The following is a 21166-nucleotide window of genomic DNA, read 5'->3' on the forward strand; positions in this document are numbered from 1 at the left end:
CGTAGTTGGCCGGGTAAGGCGAAGCCGCCACCCGGCACTAAGGCGCAGAGGCGTTACACCGCGCGGAAGGCGATTTCACCCGGGATCACTTCACCCTGCCAGTAGAGCTGCGCCGCAACGCGCCCCGCCAGCTGGCGATACATCTCCGCGAATTCGCTGTCCGGACGGCTGACAACCGTCGGTTTCCCGCTGTCCAGATCTTCACGCAAGGAAATATGCAGCGGCATCTGCCCCAGCAGTTGGGTGTGATACTGTGCCGCCAGTTTTTCCGCCCCACCCGTACCGAAGATAGGTTCGTGGTGTCCGCAGTTACTGCAGATGTGCATGCTCATGTTCTCGACGATGCCGAGCACCGGCACTTCCACTTTCTCAAACATCACGATGCCTTTTTTGGCGTCGATCAGTGCGATATCCTGCGGCGTGGTGACCACGACGGCGCCCGTTACCGGAATGTTCTGCGCCAGCGTCAGCTGTATGTCACCGGTGCCCGGCGGCATGTCCAGCACCAGATAATCCAGATCCGGCCACATCGTTTCCTGCAGCATCTGCAGCAGCGCTTTGCTGGCCATTGGGCCGCGCCAGACCATAGCGTTGTCGTCGGTCACCAGGTAACCGATGGAGTTAGTCGCCAGACCGTGCGCCACGATCGGTGCCATATGCGTGCCGTCAGGTGAGGTTGGACGCTGATTTTCCGCACCCAGCATGTTTGGAATAGAAGGACCGTAGATATCGGCATCCAGAATACCGACCTTTGCTCCTTCCGCCGCCAGCGCGAGCGCAAGGTTTACGGCGGTAGATGATTTACCCACCCCACCCTTACCTGAACTCACGGCGATGATGTTTTTCACCCCGTTGACGCCCGGCTGATTTTTCACACGCTTCAGCGTGGCGATGCTGTGGCTCAGCTTCCAGTCAATCGCTTTTGCACCGGTAATGCGCAGCAGCTCAGCGCTGGTCTGCTCTTTCAGCGCGTCAAAAGCGCTGGTCCAGACGAACGGCATCTGCAGCTCAATGTGCAATGTATCGTCCAGCCATGCGACGTGGTGTAACGCTTTCAGCGCAGTGAGGTTATGTTTCAGGGTTGGATGCTGAAAGTTAGCCAGCGTCCCGGCGACCATTGCTCGTAAGGCTTCCGGTGATTTGGCCTGGGATTGAGAACTCATCCCGACTCCTTTGTTCTTGTGAATAAGACCTTAGGCAAACAAGTTTACCTGAAAGGCCGCGGTTTGTGCTTACTTAATAATGCCCCTTTTGGTAATATCGAAAACCCTTTTCACAGTTAAAAGAAGTAATGCCTACTATGACTCAAGTCGCGAAAAAAATTCTGGTAACGTGCGCCCTGCCGTACGCCAACGGCTCAATCCACCTCGGCCACATGCTGGAGCATATCCAGGCTGATGTCTGGGTCCGTTACCAGCGAATGCGCGGCCACGAGGTTAACTTCATCTGCGCTGACGACGCCCACGGCACGCCTATCATGCTGAAAGCGCAGCAGCTGGGGATTTCCCCGGAGCAGATGATTGCCGAAATGAGTCAGGAGCATCAGACCGATTTTGCTGGCTTTGACATCAGCTATGACAACTATCACTCCACGCACAGCGACGAAAACCGCGAGCTGTCGGAGCTGATATACACCCGTCTGAAAGAGAACGGTTTTATCAAAAACCGCACTATCTCTCAGCTGTACGATCCGGAAAAAGGCATGTTCCTGCCGGACCGTTTCGTCAAAGGCACCTGTCCGAAATGTAAATCCCCGGACCAGTACGGCGATAACTGCGAAGTCTGCGGCGCGACCTACAGCCCGACCGAGCTTATCGAGCCGAAATCCGTGGTTTCCGGCGCCACGCCTGTGATGCGTGATTCCGAGCACTTCTTCTTCGACCTGCCGTCCTTCAGCGAAATGCTGCAGGCGTGGACCCGCAGCGGCGCGCTGCAGGAGCAGGTGGCGAACAAGATGCAGGAGTGGTTCGAATCCGGCCTGCAGCAGTGGGATATTTCCCGCGATGCGCCGTACTTCGGCTTCGAAATCCCGAACGCGCCGGGCAAATACTTCTACGTCTGGCTGGATGCGCCAATCGGCTACATGGGCTCGTTCAAGAACCTGTGCGACAAGCGGGGCGACACCGTCAGCTTCGACGAATACTGGAAGAAGGATTCCGACGCCGAACTGTACCACTTCATCGGTAAAGACATCGTCTACTTCCATAGCCTGTTCTGGCCGGCAATGCTGGAAGGCAGTAACTTCCGCAAGCCAACCAACCTGTTCGTACACGGCTACGTAACGGTGAACGGCGCGAAGATGTCCAAGTCTCGCGGGACGTTCATTAAGGCCAGCACCTGGCTGAACCATTTCGACGCGGACAGCTTGCGCTACTACTACACCGCGAAGCTCTCTTCCCGTATCGATGATATCGACCTGAACCTGGAAGATTTCGTGCAGCGCGTGAACGCGGATATCGTGAACAAGGTGGTGAACCTGGCGTCCCGTAACGCAGGGTTTATCGCCAAACGCTTTGACGGTGTGCTTTCTGCCGAACTGGCCGATCCTGAGTTGTATAAAACCTTCACCGATGCTGCCGCTGCGGTTGGCGAAGCCTGGGAAAGCCGTGAGTTCGGTAAAGCGATTCGTGAAATCATGGCGCTGGCCGATGTTGCCAACCGCTATGTGGACGAGCAGGCCCCGTGGGTTGTCGCGAAACAGGAAGGCCGTGACGCCGACCTTCAGGCAATCTGCACCATGGGTCTGAACATGTTCCGCGTGCTGATGACCTGGCTGAAGCCGGTTCTGCCGCAGCTGGCAGCCCGCGCTGAAGCGTTCCTGAATACTGAACTGACCTGGGACGCTATCCAGCAGCCGCTGCTCGGCCACAAGGTGAACACCTTTAAAGCGCTCTATAACCGCATCGAAATGAAGCAGGTTGAAGCCCTGGTCGAAGCCTCTAAAGAAGAAGTGAAAGCGGCGGCGGCACCGGTAACCGGCCCGCTGGCTGACGATCCGATTCAGGAAACCATCACCTTCGACGATTTCGCGAAAGTCGACCTGCGCGTGGCGCTGATTGAAAACGCGGAGTTCGTGGAAGGTTCTGACAAGCTGCTGCGCCTGACGCTGGATCTGGGCGGCGAGAAGCGTAACGTCTTCTCCGGCATCCGTTCAGCCTACCCGGACCCGCAGGTGCTGATCGGTCGTCAGACCGTAATGGTGGCGAACCTGGCGCCGCGCAAAATGCGCTTCGGCATCTCTGAGGGGATGGTGATGGCCGCAGGCCCTGGCGGGAAAGATATCTTCCTGTTAAGCCCTGACGAAGGCGCGAAGCCGGGCCAGCAGGTGAAATAATAAAAAAGCCGGAGATAATCTCCGGCTTTTTTGTTCTCCCTCTCCCTGTGGGAGAGGGCCGGGGTGAGGGCATCATGCCGCACCCATGCCGCATTCACGCCTTAGGGTGATGTACCCGGTGGGTCAGCCCGCGCAGGAAATTGCGCAGAAACTGGTCGCCGCACTCGCGGTAGTTTTTATGATCCGGCGCGCGCATCATGGCGGTCACTTCCGGCACGGATACGCGGTATTTTTGCTCCGTCATGATCGCCACAATATCGTCCGTTTTCAGCGAGAACGCGATACGCAGCTTTTTCAGCACCGTGTTGTTGTTCACGCGACGCTCCAGCGCCAGCTCCGGCGCGGCCGGATCTTTGCCACGCTTATCGTAAATGAGGCCGTTCAGGAAACCCGACAGAATGATGTCCGGGCAGCGAACGAAGCCCTCTTCATCTTCTTTGGTCATCCAGGTATCGAAACCTGCAGACGTGGATTCCATGTCGGACAGCGCAAGAATGCGCACCATGTCGTTATTGTTTGCTTTCAGGGTGTAGCGCAGGCTACGAAGAATATCGTTACTTAGCATAGAGCCTTCGAATGTCGATGATGCAATGGCGCGCAGTGTACCAGTTTTACAGGCCAATCGCCTCTTTCAAACTCTTCAGGTAGCGACGGCTGACGGGCACCGTTTGCCCGGCACGCAGCACCAGCTCGGCCTGGCCGTTATCTTCCAGGCGGATCTCCTTCAGGTGCGCCATGTTCACCAGATACTGGCGATGGCAGCGGAGCAGCGGCGTGCGGCTCTCCAGCGTGCGCAGGGTCAGTTCGGTGAACCCTTCGTTCCCTTCCGCGCTGGTGACAAACACCCCGCTCAGGCGGCTACTGACAAACGCCACATCATCCATCTGCAGAAGATAAATCCGGCTGTGCCCGGTGCAGGGGATAAATTTCAGCGGCTGCTGGTTCTCCGGCAACAGCGTAACGTCCTGAACGGTTCGCTCCTGGCGTAAACGGCTGAGCGTTTTTTCCAGGCGCTTCTCTTCAATCGGCTTGAGTAAATAATCAAACGCGTGTTCCTCAAAAGCCTTAACGGCATACTCGTCGAACGCCGTCAGAAACACGATGTAGGGACGATGCTCCGGGTCGAGCATGCCGACCATCTCCAGCCCGCTGATGCGCGGCATCTGAATGTCCAGGAACAGCACGTCAGGGCGCAGTTTGTGCACCGCGCCGATGGCCTCAATGGCGTTGGCGCACTCTCCCACAATCTCAATATCTGGCTGCTCCTGCAGCAGAACGCGCAGGTTTTCCCGTGCCAGCGGCTCGTCATCCACAATCAGCACTCTTAACATGCGTTTTCCTCCAGCGGCAGTCGAACGGTAATACGGGTAAATCGGTCGGGCTCACAGGCAACGGTAATGCCACAGTCATCGCCAAAGTGGGCGCGCAGACGTTTATCCACCAGGCTCATCCCTAAACCGCCGGAGGCGGAAGGCTGGTAAAGCCCGGCGTTATCTTCAATATCCAGCACCAGATGATGGTTAAAACGGCTGGCGGCGATGATGACCTCCCCTGTCCCCAGAAGCTGCGAGGTACCGTGCTTGATGGCATTCTCCACAATAGGCTGCAGGGTAAAGGCCGGAAGATGCTGATGCGCAAGCTCATCCGGAACGGAGAGCGACACCTGCAGACGGGATTGAAACCGCGCCTGCTCAATCTGCAGATAGGCATTCACGTGCTCAATCTCGTCGGCGAGGGTCACGATCTCAGAGGGCCGCTTCAGGTTCTTGCGGAAAAAGGTCGACAGAAACTGCACCAGCTGCGCGGCCTGATCGCTGTCGCGGCGGATCACCGCTTTGAGCGTGTTGAGGGCATTGAACAGGAAATGCGGATTGACCTGGGCATGTAGCAGCTTAATTTCAGACTGCGTCAGCAGGGCTTTCTGCCGCTCATACTGCCCGGCGAGGATTTGCGCGGAAAGAAGCTGGGCTATCCCCTCCCCCAGCGTGCGGTTGATGGAGCTGAACAGACGGTTTTTCGCCTCATACAGCTTGATGGTGCCCATCACCCGCTGATTTTCCCCGCGCAGCGGAATGACCAGCGTGGAGCCCAGCTTGCACTGCGGGTGCAGCGAGCAGCGGTAAGGCACTTCGTTACCGTCGGCATACACCACCTCACCCGTTTCAATAGCGCGCAGCGTGTAGGTCGAAGAGATCGGTTTGCCAGGAAGATGATGATCGTCCCCGGTGCCGGTAAACGCCAGCAGCTTTTCGCGATCGGTAATGGCAACGGCGCCGATATCAAGCTCCTTGTAGAGTACCTGCGCGACCTTCATGCTGTTCTCTTCGTTAAACCCCTGACGCAGGATCCCTTCGGTCGAGGCGGCAACCTTCAGCGCCGTGGCGGAAAAGGCCGAGGTGTATTTTTCGAACATAGCGCGCTTGTCGAGCAGAATACGCATAAACAGCGCCGCGCCGACGGTGTTGGTCACCATCATCGGGGCGGCAATATTGCTGACCAGGTGCAGCGCATCCTCGAACGGACGCGCAATCAGCAGAATGATCGCCATCTGCGCCATTTCGGCCACAAAGGTAATGGCCCCGGCGGTAAGCGGGCTAAAGACTTTATCCGGGCGACCGCGCTTAATCATATAGCTGTGCACCAGGCCACCGAGCAGCCCCTCGACGATCGTGGAGATCATGCAGCTGAGCGCTGTCATCCCACCCATGGAATAGCGATGCAGTCCGCCGGTCAGCCCCACAAGGCCACCGACGACCGGGCCGCCCAGCAGCCCGCCCATCACCGCGCCGATGGCGCGCGTATTGGCAATAGAGTCTTCGATATGGAGACCAAAATAGGTCCCCATGATGCAAAAAATAGAGAAGGTGACATAGCAGAGCAGCTTGTGGGGCAGGCGTACGGTAACCTGCATCAGCGGGATGAAAAGACGCGTTTTGCTCATCAGCCAGGCAATGACCAGAAACACGCACATCTGCTGAAGCAACAGCAGCACCAGGTTAAACTCGTACATACTCAAAACCGCACACGCTAAAAAACGCGTAACATACACGGATGCGGATGAACTTTCTTTGAAGCATCCCATAAAAGCGTAAAATCGTGTCCGTTATCACACCTTTTTCTGCATATCGCGCATGCTTCGCATTATTTGTCTAAAAATTAACCACCCCTTCCTGGTTCGGCAAAGTGGGTCTACAGTTAAGCTGGGGACGCGTAAGCCAGGGGGCAAATATGGCGCTTTACACAATCGGTGAAGTGGCACTCCTTTGTGATATCAATCCCGTTACCCTACGGGCGTGGCAGCGACGGTATGGATTGCTCAAACCGCAGAGAACGGACGGTGGTCATCGTCTTTTCAACGATGCCGATATCGACCGGATCCGCGAAATCAAAAGCTGGATCGACAACGGGGTGCAGGTCGGCAAAGTGAAGTCCCTGCTGAGCCACGACGACCCGGACACGCAACACCTCTGGCGTGAACAGCAGGAAACCCTGCTGCGGCTCCTGCAGGCCGGTAACCTGCAGCGCCTGCGCGCCTGGATCAAAGAGCAGGGGCGCGATTATCCGGCGAAAACGCTTATCACCCATCTTTTCATTCCGCTCCGTCGACGCCTGCAGTGCCAGCAGTCTACCCTGCAGGCGCTGCTCAGCATGCTTGACGGGGTGCTGATTAACTATATTGCCGTCTGTCTTGCCTCGGCGAAGAACAAGGCCGGAAAAGATGCGCTGGTGGTCGGCTGGAACGTGCACGATACCACCCGTCTGTGGCTGGAAGCGTGGATCGCCACCCAAAAGGGCTGGCGCGTGGATGTCCTTGCGCACTCGCTGGGGCAGCTCAAACCCGAGTTTTTCGACGGCCAGACCCTGCTGGTCTGGTGCGGCGAAGTGCCGTCCGCCTCGCAGCAACAGCTGCTGACGGAATGGCGTGAGCACGGTTATCCCGTTTATTCCCTGGGTCCGGATGAACCATAACGGCATTTAATGGTTCATTAACAGCTGCGCTTCACCGTATAATTGTTCCGTTAACAACAGGAGCACATGATGAAGGCAACCAAACTCGCCATTATTACCCTTTTTGTCCTGATGGCCGTAAGCGGTATCGGCGGCGTGATGCTGGCCGGGTACTCGTTTATCGTTCGTGGCGGTGTCGGCTGAGGTACAGCGCCAGCCGCTCAAAAAGGCGATCGACGACGATGGCTGCCAGCGCGACCAGCACCGCCCCCTGCACAATATAAGCCGTATTAAACCCGCTTAAGCCGATGATGATTGGCGTTCCCAGCGTATTGGCACCGACCGTAGACGCAATGGTCGCAGTCCCGATGTTAATAATCACCGACGTGCGGATCCCGGCAATAATAACCGGTGCCGCAAGCGGTAGTTCTACCTTGCGAAGCCGCTGCCAGCGGCTCATCCCCATTCCTTCCGCCACGCTTAATACAGACGCAGGGACCGCCGCAACGCCCGCCAGCGTGCCCTGGAGAACGGGCAACACGCCGTATAAAATCAGCGCAATAATCGCGGGCTGCTGACCAAAACCCATCACCGGCACCGCTATCGCCAGCACCGCCACCGGCGGAAACGTCTGCCCAATGGCCGCAACCGTCTCCACCAGCGGACGAAACTCCCGGCCCGCAGGTCGCGTGACCGCAATGCCTGCCCCTACTCCCAGCACCACCGCGATGACGCTTGAGAGCGCCACCAGCCAGAGATGTGCCAGGGCGAGGTTGATAAAGCTCTCCTGCTGATAGACCGGCCGCGGCAGCCCGGGAAAAAGGGCGTTAAACAGCGCCGCGCTGTGGGGCATCAGAAACAGTAAGGCGACAAAGAGCGCTGCCAGCCAGAGGAGCGGATCACGCAGTGCCTTCACGCGTCACCTCCCCGGCCAGCAGATCGCGAAAATGCAGGCTTCCGCACGGCGCGCCCCGGGCATCCGCCACGGGCAGGACTTCACACCGGCGCGCGACAAACGCGGAGAGGGCGTCCCGCAGGCTCATCTGCTCCTGTAGCGGTTCGCCGCTCACCGCTGTCTCCTCGGGACGCATATAGTCACCAACCGTCCGCAGTGAGAGCAGCCTCACGCCCAGCTCGCTGCGGCCAAAAAACTCGCGCACAAAGTCGTTCTTCGGCCAGGTTAATAGCTCAAGCGGCGCGCCCTGCTGCACCACCTCGCCGTGGTCCATCAGCACCAGATGGTCGGCCAGGCGCAGGGCTTCATCAATATCGTGCGTCACGAGGACGATAGTTCGACCGAGAATGCGGTGAATGCGGGTCATCTCCGCCTGCAGCGCCCCGCGCGTGACCGGATCCAGCGCGCCGAAGGGTTCATCCATCAGCAGCACCTGCGGGTTGGCCGCCAGCGCGCGCGCCACGCCCACGCGCTGCTGCTGCCCACCGGAGAGCTGGTGCGGATAGCGATCGCGCAGCGCGGGCTCCAGCCCCAGCAGAGACATGAGTTCATCAACGCGGTCAGCGATTTTAGCCCGCGACCATTTCTCCAGCTGCAGCACGGTGGCGATGTTCTGCGCCACCGTCCAGTGCGGAAACAGGCCGATAGACTGAATGGCATAGCCCATCCGGCGGCGCAGCTCCAGCACCGGCAGGCTGCGGATCTCTTCTCCGGCAAAGCGGATCAGGCCGCTGTCGTGCTCAACCAGCCGGTTGATCATCTTCAGCGTGGTGGATTTTCCCGAACCCGATGTGCCAATCAGCACGGAAAACGCGCCCTCGGCAAAGTTCAGGTTCAGGTGGCTCGCCGCCGGGCGACCGGCAAAGGTTTTACTGACATCATGAAATTCAATCATTGGCTCTTCTCCTGAGCAGCGCGAGCCATAAGGCAAACAGCGCGTCGACGACAACCGCCAGCGCAATGGTGGGAACCACACCCAATAACACCAGATCGAGGGCGCTGCTCAGCAGCCCCTGGAATACCAGCGCGCCAAAGCCGCCCGCCCCAATCAGCGCGGCAATCACTGCCATGCCGACGGTCTGGACCGCCACCACCCGCAGGCTGCGCAGCAGCAGGGGCAGCGCCAGCGGGAGCTGAATCCTCCAGAAACACTGTCGCGCGCTCATGCCCATCGCATGGGCGCTTTCCAGCACATCCGGCGCGACCTGGCTTAATCCCGCGACCACGCCGCGCACCAGCGGAAGCAGCGCGTATAGCACCAGCGCAATCAGCGCGGGCGTTAACCCCGTTCCGGCGATGCCCACCGCGCCCAGCGCAGGAAACGACTTCACCAGCCCGGCCAGGGGCGCAATCAGCAGGCCAAACAGCGCAACGGAGGGAATAGTCTGGATGACATTGAGCACGGCAAAGACCCCACCCTGGCGTGAAGGATGACGATAACACCACATTCCGAGCGGTATCCCAAGCAGCAGAGCCGGGATCAGCGTGCCAAAAAGAATTGTCAGATGTTGCGCCAGGGCATCATCAAACACCTCCTGACGGTTGGCGTACTCTTTTAACAGCGAGAGGTTATTTAGTTCCCCGCTGAACAGCAGGAACAATGGAATGCACCATATCTGCGCGTTGAGCACCCAGCGCCAGACGGCGCTGGAGATGAGTCGACGAATGGCATCGCTACTGGCCAGCAGACACAGCGCCAGCCACAGCCAGAGGCCGCTACCCACCGTGGTTCTCGCCAGCGGACTTTCCGCCGACGTCATATGCGTCGCCGCCTGCCCGGCGCCCCAGAACAGGATGATAAACAGCCCTTCAGCGAGGAGCAGCGTCAGCCACTGCGCCGTGCGCCATTGCCAGAGCGACAGTGCAATCCACGCGCCCAGCGCCGCCGCCAGCCACCACGGCGTGAACGCCCACACTTCCCAGATATAGCGCCCTTCCCCCGACATCAGGCGGTTAGGCGCGACGTTCACAAACGGTAACGCGACCGCCGCGATGGCCACGCAGGCCAACAGCAGCAGTACGCGGTTATGACATTTTATTGGCACAGCCCTTTCCCGTTACTTCACAAGCCCTTGTTGTTTCAGGAAGTCGGCGGCCACTTTTTTGGCATCCAGTCCCTCGACGGCAATGCTGGCATTCAGCTGCTGCAGCGTTTTTTCATCCAGCTTTTCGAAGACCGGTTTGAGCCAGTCGGCAATCTCCGGATAGGCTTTCAGCACCGCCTCACGCACTACCGGGGTCGGGGCGTAAATTGGCTGTACGCCTTTAGGATCGGTCAGGGTTTGCAGGCCGAGCGCCGCTACCGGGCCGTCGGTGCCGTAGGCCATCGCCGCGTTAACGCCAGAGGTTTGCTGCGCCGCCGCTTTGATGGTTACCGCGGTATCCCCGCCCGCGAGCGAAAGCAGTTGCGCCTGGTCGAGCTTGAAGTCGTACGCTTTTTCGAACGCGGGTAGCGCGTCAGGACGCTCGATAAACTCCGCGGAGGCCGCAAGCTTAAAATCGCCCTTCTCTTTCAGATAGCGGCTGAGATCCGCAAGCGTAGTCAACTTACCTTTCTCCGCCACGTCCTTACGCACGGCGATAGTCCAGGTATTGTTAGCCGGGGCCGGGGTTAACCAGACCAGCTTGTTCTGCTCTGCGTCGAGTTTTTTGACTTTTTCATACCCAGCTTTGGCATTTTTCCATGCCGGATCGTTTTCGTCTTTGAAGAAGAACGCGCCGTTGCCGGTGTATTCAGGGTAGATATCCAGCTCGCCGGAGGTAATCGCGCCGCGCACAACGGGCGTGGTGCCCAGCTGAACTTTATTGACGGTTTTCACGCCGTGGCTTTCCAGCACCTGGAGAATAATATTTCCGAGCAGCGCGCCCTCGGTATCGATCTTTGAGCCCACTTTTACCGGCTCCGCCGCCTGTAGCGGCAGGCTTAGCGCTGCGAGTAGCACCGCAGAAGCTACCATCCCCGTTTTAATCGTCATTCCGCTGTCCTCATTTTTTTATCGCCTTTTTCAGAGGCTTGAGAGAAAAGCGTAGCTTAAAACGGCGGATTTACCCGGCAAAATGCCTTTTTAGCATAAGGTAAGACGCATCCCCCGGAAGTCGGGGGATGCAAAGGGAAGGAAAGGTTACAGCAGCTCGAACTCGCCTTTATTCACGCGGGCGGAATCCACCCCGATAAAGACGTTAAACTTGCCCGGTTCCGCATCATATTTCATCTGCTGATTCCAGAACTTCAGCGCGTCCACGTCAATCGGGAAGCTGATGGTTTTGGTTTCGCCAGGTTTAAGATCAACCTTTTCGAAACCGCGCAGCTGCTTCACAGGACGGCTCATCGACGCAGTCACATCCTGCACGTACATCTGAATCACCGTTGCCCCTTCGCGCTTGCCGGTGTTGGTCACCTCAACGCTGGCGGTAACTTTGCCGTCACGCTTCAGGGTTGGCGCCGACATTTTCACGTCAGAGACCTTAAAGGTGGTGTAGCTCAGGCCGTAACCAAACGGATAGAGCGGGCCGTTAGCTTCGTCGAAGTAACGAGACGTGTACTTGTTCGGCTTGTCGGCGTTGTACGGGCGACCGGTGTTCAGGTGGCTGTAGTAGACAGGGATCTGCCCGACGGAGCGCGGGAAGGACATAGGCAGCTTGCCAGACGGGTTGTAATCACCAAACAGCACATCGGCGATGGCGTTACCGCCTTCGGTACCGGCGAACCAGGTTTCCAGAATGGCGTCAGCCTGCTGGTCTTCTTTCACCAGCGCCAGCGGACGGCCGTTCATCAGCACCAGCACCAGCGGTTTGCCGGTGGCCTTAAGGGCGGCGATCAGATCGCGCTGGCTCTGCGGGATGGTGATGTCGGTGCGGCTGGAGGCTTCATGCGCCATACCCTGCGCTTCCCCCACGACCGCGACAACCACATCGGACTGCTTCGCGGTGTTGACAGCTTCGTCAATCATCTCCTTCGGCGTACGCGGATCGACCTTAACCGCTTCCTCGTACTGGTTAAGGAACGTGACGATGTCTTTATCGTCGGTGACGTTCGCCCCTTTGGCGTACACCACTTTGGCGTTTTCACCGACGGCGCTCTTGATGCCGGTCAGGACGGTGACGGACTGATCGGCCACGCCCGCAGCAGACCAGCTGCCCATCACGTCGCGCTTGCTGTCAGCCAGCGGGCCGACCACAGCAATGGTGCCAGATTTTTTCAGCGGTAGCGTATCGAGGCGGTTCTTCAGCAGCACCAGACTTTCGCGCGCCACTTCACGCGCTTCTTTGCGGTGCAGGCGGCTTTCGGCATTGGTGTCTGCCGGATCCGAATCTTTCGGGCCCAGATGGCTGTAAGGATCGTTAAACAGCCCCATGTCGTATTTCACGTTCAGCACGTGGCGCGCGGCATCGTCCAGCTCCGCCATAGTTACCTTGCCGCTCTTCACCAGCCCCGGCAGGTATTTGCTGTAGTACTCATCGCTCATGCTCATGTTAATGCCGGACTTGAGCGCCACGCGCACCGCGTCTTCCGGGTCGGACGCCGTACCGTGTTTGATCAGCTCTTTAATCGCGCCGTGGTCGGAAACGGTGATGCCCTTAAAGCCCCACTGGTCGCGCAGGACGTCTTTCAGCAGCCAGGAATCGGAGGTCGCTGGCGTGCCGTTTAGCGAGTTCAGCGCCACCATCACCGCGCCGCTGCCCGCGTCCAGACCTGCCTTGTACGGCGGCATGTAGTCGTTAAACAGGCGCTGCGGGCTCATGTCGACGGTGTTGTACTCTTTACCGCCCTCGACGGCGCCGTAGGCCGCGAAGTGTTTGACGCTGGTCATCACCGAGTAGCGGTCCGCCGGACTTTTGCCCTGCATCGCTTCCACCATGGTTTTGCCCATCGTGGCCGTTAAAAAGGTATCTTCACCGAAGCCTTCCGAGGCGCGGCCCCAGCGTGGATCGCGCGAAACGTCCACCATCGGCGCCCAGGTCATGTTCAGGCCGTCGTCCGCCGCTTCATAGGCAGACACGCGCCCGACGGTTTTCACCGCGTCGAGGTTAAAGGAGGAGGCCAGGCCGAGGCTGATGGGGAAGACGGTACGCTGGCCGTGCACCACATCATAGGCGAAGAACAGAGGGATTTTCAGGCGGCTGAGTTCCATCACCTGATCCTGCATTTTACGGATATCCTGACGGGTGACGGTGTTAAAAATCGCGCCCACCTGATTCTCTTTGATCATCTCGCGGATGGCCTCTTTCGGGTTATCCGGGCCGACGCTGATCAGACGCAACTGGCCGATTTTTTCATCGACCGTCATCTTCTTAAGCAACTCCGTGACAAACGCGTCGCGGGCTTCAGGCGTGAGCGGGTGATTACCAAACAAATCCTCTGCCAGCGCAGGTTGCAGCGCCAGGCTGACGGCGACACCTACAGAACATAGCCATTTCATGTTGTTATTCTCTCTCATCAATAACCGTGGGAAGCACCCGGCCAGACCGTGCGAAAAGCGCAGTGTGCCACAAACCCTCTGAACGTTGCAGGGTTATTCTCTGATTTTTCTCGTGAATACTCGACCGTTGAACAGTTAATCGCGCTATGCTTTACAGCGAGAAATTTGCCCCACCACAAGGAGTGGAAGATGACTTCTGTTCGAACTGACGATAACAAGACTTTTATTAACGAACTGTCGCGCCTGGTTGGCTCCTCTCACCTGCTTACTGACCCGGCCAAAACCGCCCGCTACCGTAAGGGTTTCCGCTCCGGTCAGGGCGAGGCGCTGGCGGTGGTCTTCCCCGGCACGCTGCTGGAGCTGTGGCGCGTGCTGAGCGCCTGCGTTGCCGCCGATAAGATTATTTTAATGCAGGCGGCCAATACCGGCCTGACCGAAGGCTCTACGCCGAACGGCAACGATTATGATCGCGATATCGTGATTATCAGTACCCTGCGCCTCGACAAGCTGCACCTGCTGGACAAAGGCGAGCAGGTGCTCGCGTTCCCCGGCACCACGCTCTACTCCCTCGAAAAAGCGCTTAAGCCGCTGGGACGCGAACCGCACTCGGTGATCGGCTCCTCCTGCATTGGCGCCTCGGTGGTGGGCGGGATCTGCAATAACTCCGGCGGCTCGCTGGTACAGCGCGGCCCGGCCTACACCGAAATGTCGCTGTTTGCCCGTATCGACGAAAACGGCAAGCTGACGCTGGTGAACCACCTGGGCATCGATCTGGGCGTAACGCCGGAACAGATCCTCAGCAAGCTCGACGACGACCGCGTGAGGGACGAAGACGTACAGCACGACGGTCGCCACGCGCACGATCACGATTACGTCACCCGCGTGCGCGATATCGAAGCCGACACCCCGGCGCGCTATAACGCCGACCCGGACCGCCTGTTTGAATCCTCAGGCTGCGCGGGCAAGCTGGCCGTTTTTGCCGTACGCCTTGATACCTTCCCGGCGGAGAAAAAGCAGCAGGTGTTTTACATCGGCACCAATCAGCCTGAGGTTCTGACGGAGATCCGCCGTCATATTCTCGGTGAATTCACCCACCTTCCCGTGGCGGGCGAGTATATGCACCGTGACATTTACGACATCGCGGAGCGCTACGGGAAAGACACCTTCCTGATGATCGACAAGCTCGGCACTGACAAAATGCCGTTCTTCTTCACCATGAAGGGCCGCACCGACGCGATGCTGGAGAAGGTGTCGCTGTTCAAGCCCCACTTTACCGACCGCTTTATGCAGAAGCTGGGGAACGTTTTCCCTGCGCATCTGCCGGAGCGAATGAAAACCTGGCGTGATAAGTACGAACATCATCTGCTGCTGAAAATGGCCGGGGACGGGATTGCCGAAGCGCAGAGCTGGCTCACCGAGTTCTTCAAAACCGCCGAGGGGGATTTCTTCGCCTGTACGCCGGAAGAAGGCAGCAAAGCCTTCCTGCACCGCTTCGCCGCCGCGGGTGCCGCCATCCGTTACCAGGCGGTACATTCCGAAGAGGTGGAAGATATTCTGGCGCTGGATATCGCCCTGCGAAGAAACGACACCGAATGGTTCGAGCACCTGCCGCCGGAAATTGACAGCAAGCTGGTGCACAAGCTCTATTACGGCCACTTTATGTGCTACGTTTTCCATCAGGATTACATCGTCAAAAAAGGGGTCGATGCACACGAACTGAAGGAGCAGATGCTCGCCCTGCTGCGCGAGCGCGGCGCACAATATCCTGCGGAACACAACGTTGGGCATCTTTATAAAGCCCCTGACGCACTTAAGCAGTTTTATCGCGAGAATGACCCTACAAACAGTATGAACCCCGGTATAGGGAAAACAACGCGGAAGAAATACTGGCAAGAAAGTGCAGACGCGGAGCAGCACATAACGCAAGCGTCTGATTAAACCCTACAGCCAAATTTGAGAGATTGTTTCGCGCGCCGTAATCGTAATAGAGTAGCGTTCAGTCGCCGGAGAAACCTTTCTCCGGCATTCGATAACGAGGAGCGGGCACGTCATGTCGGCTGTTGATGTTTTATCCGAAACCGAACTGGAAGTGCGCGACGCCCTTCCCGATGATGTGCATGCCATCGCCGCCATTTACGCCTGGCATGTGCTTCACGGACGCGCGTCGTTCGAAGAAGTTCCCCCCACCATCGACGAAATGCGTCAGCGCATGAAAAGCGTGGCCGAGAACGGTTTACCGTGGCTTGTCGGGCTGTACCGCGGGATCGTGGTGGGCTACTGCTACGCCGCCCCTTATCGACCGCGACACGCCTATCGCTATACCCTGGAAGAGTCGATTTACGTGGACGCCAGCATGACCGGACGCGGTTTTGGCACCGCATTAATGAGCGCGCTAATCGCACGCTGCGAGCAAGGCCCGTGGCGGCAGATGATTGCTGTTGTGGGAGATGGCAATAATAATGCCGGATCGCTGCGGCTGCATAAAAAAAACGGCTTCGAGATTGTCGGTCAGCTGCGCAGCGTGGGGTATAAGAAAGGCGACTGGCGGGATACGGTGATAATGCAGCGCCCGCTCAACGATGGGGACTGGACGCTGCCGGAATAAAAGCAGTGCGGTCTGGTGCCCTCACCCCGGCCCTCTCCCACAGGGAGAGGGAGAAAACATAAAAAACGGTAACATGCGTTACCGTTTTGCTTTTACCTAATCGTTCTGCGCCGTCGCCATCTGCTCCGCTTTCTGCTTTTTATACGTCAATGCCGCAGCCGGAACGGGCTGCACTTTCCCGGTCTCAATCCAGGTACGCAGGCGGCTCGCATCCGCAAAGTGGGTATATTTGCCGAAGGCATCCATCACCACCAGCGCCACCGGCTTACCGTTAAACACCGTGCGCATCACCAGACAGTGTCCTGCCGCGTTGGTAAAGCCCGTTTTCGTTAGCTGAATGTTCCAGTTATCCCGGTACACCAGATGGTTAGTATTGCGGAACGGCAGCGTGTAGGCCGGGTTCGCAAAGGTCGCCATCTCTTCACGGGTGGTACTGAGCTGACCAATCAGCGGGTACTGCTTGCTGGCAATCAGCAGTTTCGTCAGATCGCGGGCCGTGGAGACGTTGTTAATCGACAGCCCCGTCGGTTCAACAAAATGGGTATTGCTCATCCCCAGCGCTTTGGCTTTGGCGTTCATCGCGCGGATAAACGCGTCGTAACCGCCAGGATAGTGGTGCGCCAGGCTCGCCGCCGCGCGGTTTTCGGATGACATCAGCGCCAGCAGCAGCATATTTTTACGGCTGATTTCGCTGTTCAGGCGCACGCGGGAGTAGATCCCTTTCATCTCCGGCGTGTGGCTGATATCCACTTTCAGCTTTTCGTCCATCGGCAGATGTGCATCAAGCACCACCATCGCGGTCATTAATTTGGTTATTGAGGCAATAGGGCGCACCAGGTCCGGGTGGCTGGCGTAAATCACCTTATTGGTGTTGAGATCGACAATCATCGCGCTGCCGGACGCAATTTGCGGCTGGGCAGCAGCGGCGGTCACCGCGGGCGTTTTGGCGACGGCTGGCACAGCAGCTGACGCGCCCAGCAGCAGCGCCAGGCTAAGTAAAGAGACTCGAAATTTCAGCATGGTGAGACTTCTGATAATTATTCACGCACGTAATGACGTACACCGCCTGTGTCGACGGATAAACACAGGCTGGCTTCGGCATCATAGCGGTCACCGTGCTTTGTCGCCAGCGGATAATCGTGAACAGATGCTGCATTGCTGGCATTTACGCCAGCAATGCAGTGAGCTTAGAAGAGACGGTATCCATAACCCCAAAGAATAACCGTCAGCGCCAGTAACGCCTCCAGCACCAGCACCCCGATGGCAAGCGTCGAGCCGGAGAAGCTCAGGCCCTCTTCTTTATTGATATTGAGGAAGGTAGGAACGCCCACATACAGCAGATATCCGGTATAAAAGAGGGCAATGGTACCGATCAGCGCGCACAGCCAGACCAGTGGATAGAGCGCAACAATACCGCTTAAGAACAGCGGGGTCGCGACGTATCCGGCGAAGATCATACAGTGTGCCAGCGATGGGCGTTGCGGATAGTTACGCGCCATCCAGTGAATGACGCGTCCCATAACCGCCACCCCGGCCAGCATCAGGCCATAAAAGAGAATGGCAAGATAGAGCCCGGTAAACCAGGAAAGCTGCACCACGGTGCCGTCACCGAAGTTCCAGCCAATTTGTGTTGTGCCAATAAACGCGCATATTACCGGCACCGCAGCCATGAGCAGCACATGGTGCGTGTAATGATGCGAGACCGTTTCGTTCTCACTTTTGATGACATGCATCTCACGATCGGGATGGGAGAAAAGTCCCCAGACATGGTTCATAGCGCCCCCTTGTTGTCGGCCCGTCAGCGATACCTTAAGTATAATGCAGGCTTTAGATTATTTTATGTACAGTGGGAAATTTCCGTTGATTGCCGCGCGGTTGATTCATGGGGTATATGATTAAACGAGACACGCAGAGGGAGATAATATTTACGTAATGGATATTAACGCGCTCATTGAACAATATGGATATGCCGCGCTGGTCATCGGCAGCGTGGCGGAAGGTGAAACCATCACGCTGCTAGGGGGCGTCGCCGCGCATCAGGGCTTACTGAAGTTCCCGCTGGTCGTCGCCGCGGTCGCGCTGGGCGGCATGATTGGCGATCAGCTGCTCTACTTCCTGGGGCTGCGCTTTGGCCCGACGCTGCTCAAGCGTTTCGCTAAACACAAAAAGAAAATCAACCGCGCGCAGCGCCTGATCCAGCGCCATCCTTACCTGTTCGTGATTGGCACCCGCTTTATGTACGGCTTCAGGGTTATCGGGCCGATACTGATTGGCGCCAGCCGCCTGCCGCCAAAAATTTTCCTGCCGCTGAATATTCTTGGCGCGATAGCCTGGTCGCTGATCTTCACGACGCTCGGTTATGCAGGCGGCGAGGTGATTGGCCCGTGGCTGCATAATCTAGACCAGCACCTGAAGCACTGGGCGTGGTTGATTCTGGTGGTTGTGGCGGTGATTGGGGTCAGGCTGTGGATGCGGTATCGGGAAAAGGTGCGGGATGAGGAGTAGCCTGGTGCGGCCTGATGCCCTCACCCTAACCCTCTCCCACAGGGAGAGGGAACTATATACACCCTCTCCCCTTTGGGGAGAGGGCCGGGGTGAGGGGAAACCAACTACCTCTCCGGCTTAAACTGCGGGTTCGCCAGCATAAAGCCCCCGTCGACGATAAACGATTGACCCGTTGTGTAGCTGGCATCGCTGTCGCACAGCCACGCCACCAGGCTGGCAATCTCTTTGGTATGGCCCGGCCTTGCCAGCGGGATTTCCGGCATTGACCCTTCCTTCACTTCGCTGTCGTCCATATCGTTCATCGGCGTGGCAATGGCACCCGGCGCGACGGCGTTCACCAGAATCTTATGCTTAACCAGCTCCATCGCCATGGATTTGGTTAAGCCGCCGAGCGCATGTTTCGCGGCCGTATAGGCGCAGGCCTCCGGCAGCGGGGTGTGCTCGTGCACCGAGGTGATGTTTACAATCCGCCCCCCTTCCCCCTGCTTCACCATTTGCCGTGCCGCAATCTGTGAGCAGAGAAACGCGCCATCCACGTCGACGGTAAAAATATTCCGCCAGTCGTCAAACGCCATCTCAAGGAATGGCGCTTTGGTCATCGCTCCGGCATTGTTAACCAGAACGTCCAGCCGCCCGAAACGCGCAATCAGCGTTTCAATGGCTTCCGCGCCGTCCGGGAGCGTGCTTAAATCAAGATGGATAGCCTCTGCGCGCTGCCCACGCGCTTCAACTTCACGGCAGGTTTCCAGCGCCCCTTTTTCATCGGAATGCCAGGTGACGCCAATATCAAACCCGCGCTCTGCGAGCATCAGCGCCGTGGTTTTACCGATCCCGGAATCCGATGCGGTTACAATCGCTACTCTGGTCATACTCACCTCCTGAAAAACTGCAAAGAGGTAAGTATAGATAATGGCCTTTTTTAGCCCTGGTGATACCCACCGCCCAGCGCTGAAGTCAGCTGCAGCGTGGCGTCGAGATACTGGCCTTTCAGCATGACGCCTTCGAGACGTTCTTTCAGCGCCGGAATTTTGGCTTCGCTGACCCGCGAGCCCGCAATGATACCAGCGCTAAAACGCGCCTGCGCCAGCGCCACCACGCGCGCCGCGTCTTTTTCGACCTGCTGCTGGTGACGATTTTTTGCCGTCAGGGTTTCAACTTCACTGGCCGTACGCGCCACCTGATTGACCGCATCCACCACTGCTTTGTTGTAGTTCGCGACGGAAAGGTTATTCTGCGCCTGGGCGATATCCAGCCTGGCGTTCAGCCTGCCGCTGTCAAAAATCGGCAGCGTCAATCCGGCGGTCACGCCCATCTGCTGCGCTGAAGAGCGAAACAGATCGCTCAGATGGAGGGCATCCTGCTGTAAGAACGCCATCAGGTTCACGTCAGGATAGAAAGCCGCTCTGGCGGCATCCACCTCGCTCATGGAGGCTTCGATATACCAGTGCGCTTCTTGCAGATCCGGACGGCGAGCCAGCAGTTCATAACCGAGCGTCGAAGGTAACGAGGCTTCTGCGGCAGGCAACGGGTGGCGCGTAAGCGTTACGGAGGAAGAATTGGTCAGCGCGACCAGACGCGCCTCGACGGCTTTCATCTTCCCGTTAACTTCTGCCAACTGCTCTTCGGTTTTATTGGCGTTGATATCCGTTTCAACCCCCTCCACGGAAGAGGTGATCCCGTGCAGATACAGCTCGCGGTCGGCACCAATAATGTTGTCCTGTTCATGTTTGATCTGCGCGAGAACCTCCCTTGCGGTGGCCTGAGTTTGCCACTCCCAGTAGAGCCGCGCCACGCTGCCGGCCAGCAGCTGGCGGGTCTGCTCCAGCTCCGCTTTTTGCGCATTCACTTTGCCAATACGCGCTGCGATCCGGTCGCGGTTTTTACCCCACAGATCGAGATCCCAGCCCGCCGTCAGTCCAAAGGTGCCGTTGGTATACCATGGGCCAGTTGTACCCGCCGCCGGGTCGGTCAGGGCAAACGGCCCCATCAGCCCCTCTGCCGACATTTTTTGCCGTTCAACATCCGCAGAAAAATCCATCTGTGGGCCATCGGCAGCAATAGCGGCTCTGGCCTGCGCTTCGGCAAGCGTAATGCGCTGCCGGGCAATTTGCATATCGGGAGCATCCGCTATGGCTTTGGCAATAAGCGAATTTAACTGCGGGTCGTTATATTCTTTCCACCACTCATTTTTCGGCCAGTCCGCATGACGAAGTTGGGTATTAACGGAAGCGGCTGTCGCTTGCGTTTTGATTGGCGACACCGTGGAATGTTCCGGTGCGCACGCAGCCAGCATAAAAATAAGGGGAGCACTCAGAGATAAAATAAGAAAACGTTTCATTACGCCATGCACTCAAAAAAATAAAGGCGCAACTTACGCTTGATGACGTTCCATTTTTTAG

The 21166-nt window shown here is 57.8% G+C and carries 19 protein-coding genes; 6 read left to right on the plus strand and 13 right to left on the minus strand.

The genetic code is table 11. The annotated features are described in order from the left end of the window. Positions 1-53: 53 nt before the first annotated feature. A complete protein-coding gene (gene apbC, locus AC4ICF_RS15590) occupies positions 54-1163 on the minus strand; it encodes an iron-sulfur cluster carrier protein ApbC (protein WP_316379387.1) in 1110 nt (369 codons plus the stop codon). Between the two features lie 137 nt (positions 1164-1300). On the opposite strand from apbC, the gene metG reads away from it, so the two are divergent. Continuing rightward, the gene (gene metG / locus AC4ICF_RS15595; RefSeq protein ID WP_320720916.1) at positions 1301-3334 is read left to right on the plus strand and encodes a methionine--tRNA ligase; all 2034 of its coding nucleotides are present in this window, start codon (positions 1301-1303) and stop codon (positions 3332-3334) included. A 94-nt stretch (positions 3335-3428) separates the two neighbouring features. On the opposite strand, the gene AC4ICF_RS15600 is transcribed toward metG, so the two are convergent. From AC4ICF_RS15600 to AC4ICF_RS15610, 3 genes are read right to left on the minus strand one after another with little or no spacing between them, the layout of a single operon-like run. Further along, the gene (locus tag AC4ICF_RS15600) at positions 3429-3899 is read right to left on the minus strand and encodes a YehS family protein (protein ID WP_023312442.1); all 471 of its coding nucleotides are present in this window, start codon (positions 3897-3899) and stop codon (positions 3429-3431) included. A gap of 46 nt (positions 3900-3945) precedes the next feature. Beyond that, on the minus strand, positions 3946-4665 hold the full coding sequence (btsR, locus tag AC4ICF_RS15605; protein ID WP_116338738.1) for a two-component system response regulator BtsR: 720 nt from the start codon (positions 4663-4665) through the stop codon (positions 3946-3948). After that, a complete protein-coding gene (locus AC4ICF_RS15610; protein WP_316379385.1) occupies positions 4659-6344 on the minus strand; it encodes a LytS/YhcK type 5TM receptor domain-containing protein in 1686 nt (561 codons plus the stop codon). Before AC4ICF_RS15610 ends, btsR begins: the two co-directional genes overlap by 7 nt. Positions 6345-6562: 218 nt before the next feature. Here AC4ICF_RS15610 and mlrA point away from each other — a divergent pair, with 218 nt between their 5' ends. Together mlrA and AC4ICF_RS15620 are read left to right on the plus strand one after the other, a co-directional pair. Continuing rightward, on the plus strand, positions 6563-7303 hold the full coding sequence (gene mlrA / locus AC4ICF_RS15615) for an HTH-type transcriptional regulator MlrA (protein ID WP_116338734.1): 741 nt from the start codon (positions 6563-6565) through the stop codon (positions 7301-7303). 69 nt (positions 7304-7372) lie between these two features. Then, the gene (locus AC4ICF_RS15620; RefSeq protein WP_008500895.1) at positions 7373-7486 is read left to right on the plus strand and encodes a protein YohO; all 114 of its coding nucleotides are present in this window, start codon (positions 7373-7375) and stop codon (positions 7484-7486) included. Here AC4ICF_RS15620 and AC4ICF_RS15625 read toward each other — a convergent pair. The 5 genes from AC4ICF_RS15625 to bglX form a co-directional block, all read right to left on the minus strand. Next, the gene (locus tag AC4ICF_RS15625) at positions 7461-8198 is read right to left on the minus strand and encodes an ABC transporter permease (RefSeq protein ID WP_163330229.1); all 738 of its coding nucleotides are present in this window, start codon (positions 8196-8198) and stop codon (positions 7461-7463) included. The two genes, AC4ICF_RS15620 and AC4ICF_RS15625, sit on opposite strands and share 26 nt — an antisense overlap. Next, the gene (locus AC4ICF_RS15630; protein ID WP_116338730.1) at positions 8182-9132 is read right to left on the minus strand and encodes an ABC transporter ATP-binding protein; all 951 of its coding nucleotides are present in this window, start codon (positions 9130-9132) and stop codon (positions 8182-8184) included. Before AC4ICF_RS15630 ends, AC4ICF_RS15625 begins: the two co-directional genes overlap by 17 nt. Further along, positions 9125-10282, minus strand: coding sequence for an ABC transporter permease (locus AC4ICF_RS15635; protein ID WP_316379384.1), 1158 nt, complete (start codon positions 10280-10282; stop codon positions 9125-9127). The genes AC4ICF_RS15630 and AC4ICF_RS15635 overlap by 8 nt, the downstream gene beginning before the upstream one ends. Before the next feature lie 12 nt (positions 10283-10294). Then, positions 10295-11212: a glycine betaine ABC transporter substrate-binding protein OsmF gene (osmF, locus tag AC4ICF_RS15640; protein ID WP_116338726.1), complete on the minus strand. Its 918-nt coding sequence runs from the start codon at positions 11210-11212 to the stop codon at positions 10295-10297. Positions 11213-11359: 147 nt separating this feature from the next. After that, positions 11360-13657 (minus strand): beta-glucosidase BglX, encoded by a 2298-nt coding sequence (gene bglX / locus AC4ICF_RS15645; RefSeq protein ID WP_192983109.1) that lies wholly within the window; start codon positions 13655-13657, stop codon positions 11360-11362. A 189-nt stretch (positions 13658-13846) separates the two neighbouring features. On the opposite strand from bglX, the gene dld reads away from it, so the two are divergent. Together dld and AC4ICF_RS15655 are read left to right on the plus strand one after the other, a co-directional pair. Further along, positions 13847-15595 carry a D-lactate dehydrogenase gene (dld, locus tag AC4ICF_RS15650; protein WP_166711787.1) on the plus strand — a complete coding sequence of 583 codons (1749 nt, stop codon included), beginning with the start codon at positions 13847-13849 and terminating at the stop codon, positions 15593-15595. 112 nt (positions 15596-15707) lie between these two features. Continuing rightward, positions 15708-16262, plus strand: coding sequence for a GNAT family N-acetyltransferase (locus tag AC4ICF_RS15655; RefSeq protein ID WP_316379381.1), 555 nt, complete (start codon positions 15708-15710; stop codon positions 16260-16262). Between the two features lie 96 nt (positions 16263-16358). Here the strand turns inward: AC4ICF_RS15655 and pbpG are convergent, their stop codons facing one another. Next, positions 16359-17282, minus strand: a complete 924-nt coding sequence (gene pbpG, locus AC4ICF_RS15660; protein WP_316379380.1) for a D-alanyl-D-alanine endopeptidase — start codon at positions 17280-17282, stop codon at positions 16359-16361. Between the two features lie 167 nt (positions 17283-17449). Continuing rightward, positions 17450-18037 carry a Yip1 family protein gene (locus tag AC4ICF_RS15665; RefSeq protein WP_116338716.1) on the minus strand — a complete coding sequence of 196 codons (588 nt, stop codon included), beginning with the start codon at positions 18035-18037 and terminating at the stop codon, positions 17450-17452. A 157-nt stretch (positions 18038-18194) separates the two neighbouring features. On the opposite strand from AC4ICF_RS15665, the gene AC4ICF_RS15670 reads away from it, so the two are divergent. Further along, a complete protein-coding gene (locus tag AC4ICF_RS15670; RefSeq protein WP_316379379.1) occupies positions 18195-18767 on the plus strand; it encodes a DedA family protein in 573 nt (190 codons plus the stop codon). A 104-nt stretch (positions 18768-18871) separates the two neighbouring features. On the opposite strand, the gene AC4ICF_RS15675 is transcribed toward AC4ICF_RS15670, so the two are convergent. Both AC4ICF_RS15675 and mdtQ read right to left on the minus strand, forming a co-directional pair. Then, on the minus strand, positions 18872-19636 hold the full coding sequence (locus tag AC4ICF_RS15675; RefSeq protein WP_116338712.1) for an SDR family oxidoreductase: 765 nt from the start codon (positions 19634-19636) through the stop codon (positions 18872-18874). Positions 19637-19686: 50 nt separating this feature from the next. Beyond that, positions 19687-21105 carry a multidrug resistance outer membrane protein MdtQ gene (gene mdtQ, locus AC4ICF_RS15680; protein ID WP_316379378.1) on the minus strand — a complete coding sequence of 473 codons (1419 nt, stop codon included), beginning with the start codon at positions 21103-21105 and terminating at the stop codon, positions 19687-19689. Positions 21106-21166 lie beyond the last annotated feature (61 nt).

It is taken from the genome of Enterobacter sp. ECC_219_Taxon_10 (genome assembly GCF_058354905.1).

Bases quoted from the DNA above. Each gene is read 5' to 3' on its own strand.
- apbC (WP_316379387.1), bottom strand. From the start codon at position 1,163: ATGAGTTCTCAATCCCAGGCCAAATCACCGGAAGCCTTACGAGCAATG.
- metG (WP_320720916.1), top strand. From the start codon at position 1,301: ATGACTCAAGTCGCGAAAAAAATTCTGGTAACGTGCGCCCTGCCGTAC.
- AC4ICF_RS15600 (WP_023312442.1), bottom strand. From the start codon at position 3,899: ATGCTAAGTAACGATATTCTTCGTAGCCTGCGCTACACCCTGAAAGCA.
- btsR (WP_116338738.1), bottom strand. From the start codon at position 4,665: ATGTTAAGAGTGCTGATTGTGGATGACGAGCCGCTGGCACGGGAAAAC.
- AC4ICF_RS15610 (WP_316379385.1), bottom strand. From the start codon at position 6,344: ATGTACGAGTTTAACCTGGTGCTGCTGTTGCTTCAGCAGATGTGCGTG.
- mlrA (WP_116338734.1), top strand. From the start codon at position 6,563: ATGGCGCTTTACACAATCGGTGAAGTGGCACTCCTTTGTGATATCAAT.
- AC4ICF_RS15620 (WP_008500895.1), top strand. From the start codon at position 7,373: ATGAAGGCAACCAAACTCGCCATTATTACCCTTTTTGTCCTGATGGCC.
- AC4ICF_RS15630 (WP_116338730.1), bottom strand. From the start codon at position 9,132: ATGATTGAATTTCATGATGTCAGTAAAACCTTTGCCGGTCGCCCGGCG.
- osmF (WP_116338726.1), bottom strand. From the start codon at position 11,212: ATGACGATTAAAACGGGGATGGTAGCTTCTGCGGTGCTACTCGCAGCG.
- bglX (WP_192983109.1), bottom strand. From the start codon at position 13,657: ATGAAATGGCTATGTTCTGTAGGTGTCGCCGTCAGCCTGGCGCTGCAA.
- dld (WP_166711787.1), top strand. From the start codon at position 13,847: ATGACTTCTGTTCGAACTGACGATAACAAGACTTTTATTAACGAACTG.
- AC4ICF_RS15655 (WP_316379381.1), top strand. From the start codon at position 15,708: ATGTCGGCTGTTGATGTTTTATCCGAAACCGAACTGGAAGTGCGCGAC.
- pbpG (WP_316379380.1), bottom strand. From the start codon at position 17,282: ATGCTGAAATTTCGAGTCTCTTTACTTAGCCTGGCGCTGCTGCTGGGC.
- AC4ICF_RS15665 (WP_116338716.1), bottom strand. From the start codon at position 18,037: ATGAACCATGTCTGGGGACTTTTCTCCCATCCCGATCGTGAGATGCAT.
- AC4ICF_RS15670 (WP_316379379.1), top strand. From the start codon at position 18,195: ATGGATATTAACGCGCTCATTGAACAATATGGATATGCCGCGCTGGTC.
- AC4ICF_RS15675 (WP_116338712.1), bottom strand. From the start codon at position 19,636: ATGACCAGAGTAGCGATTGTAACCGCATCGGATTCCGGGATCGGTAAA.
- mdtQ (WP_316379378.1), bottom strand. From the start codon at position 21,105: ATGAAACGTTTTCTTATTTTATCTCTGAGTGCTCCCCTTATTTTTATG.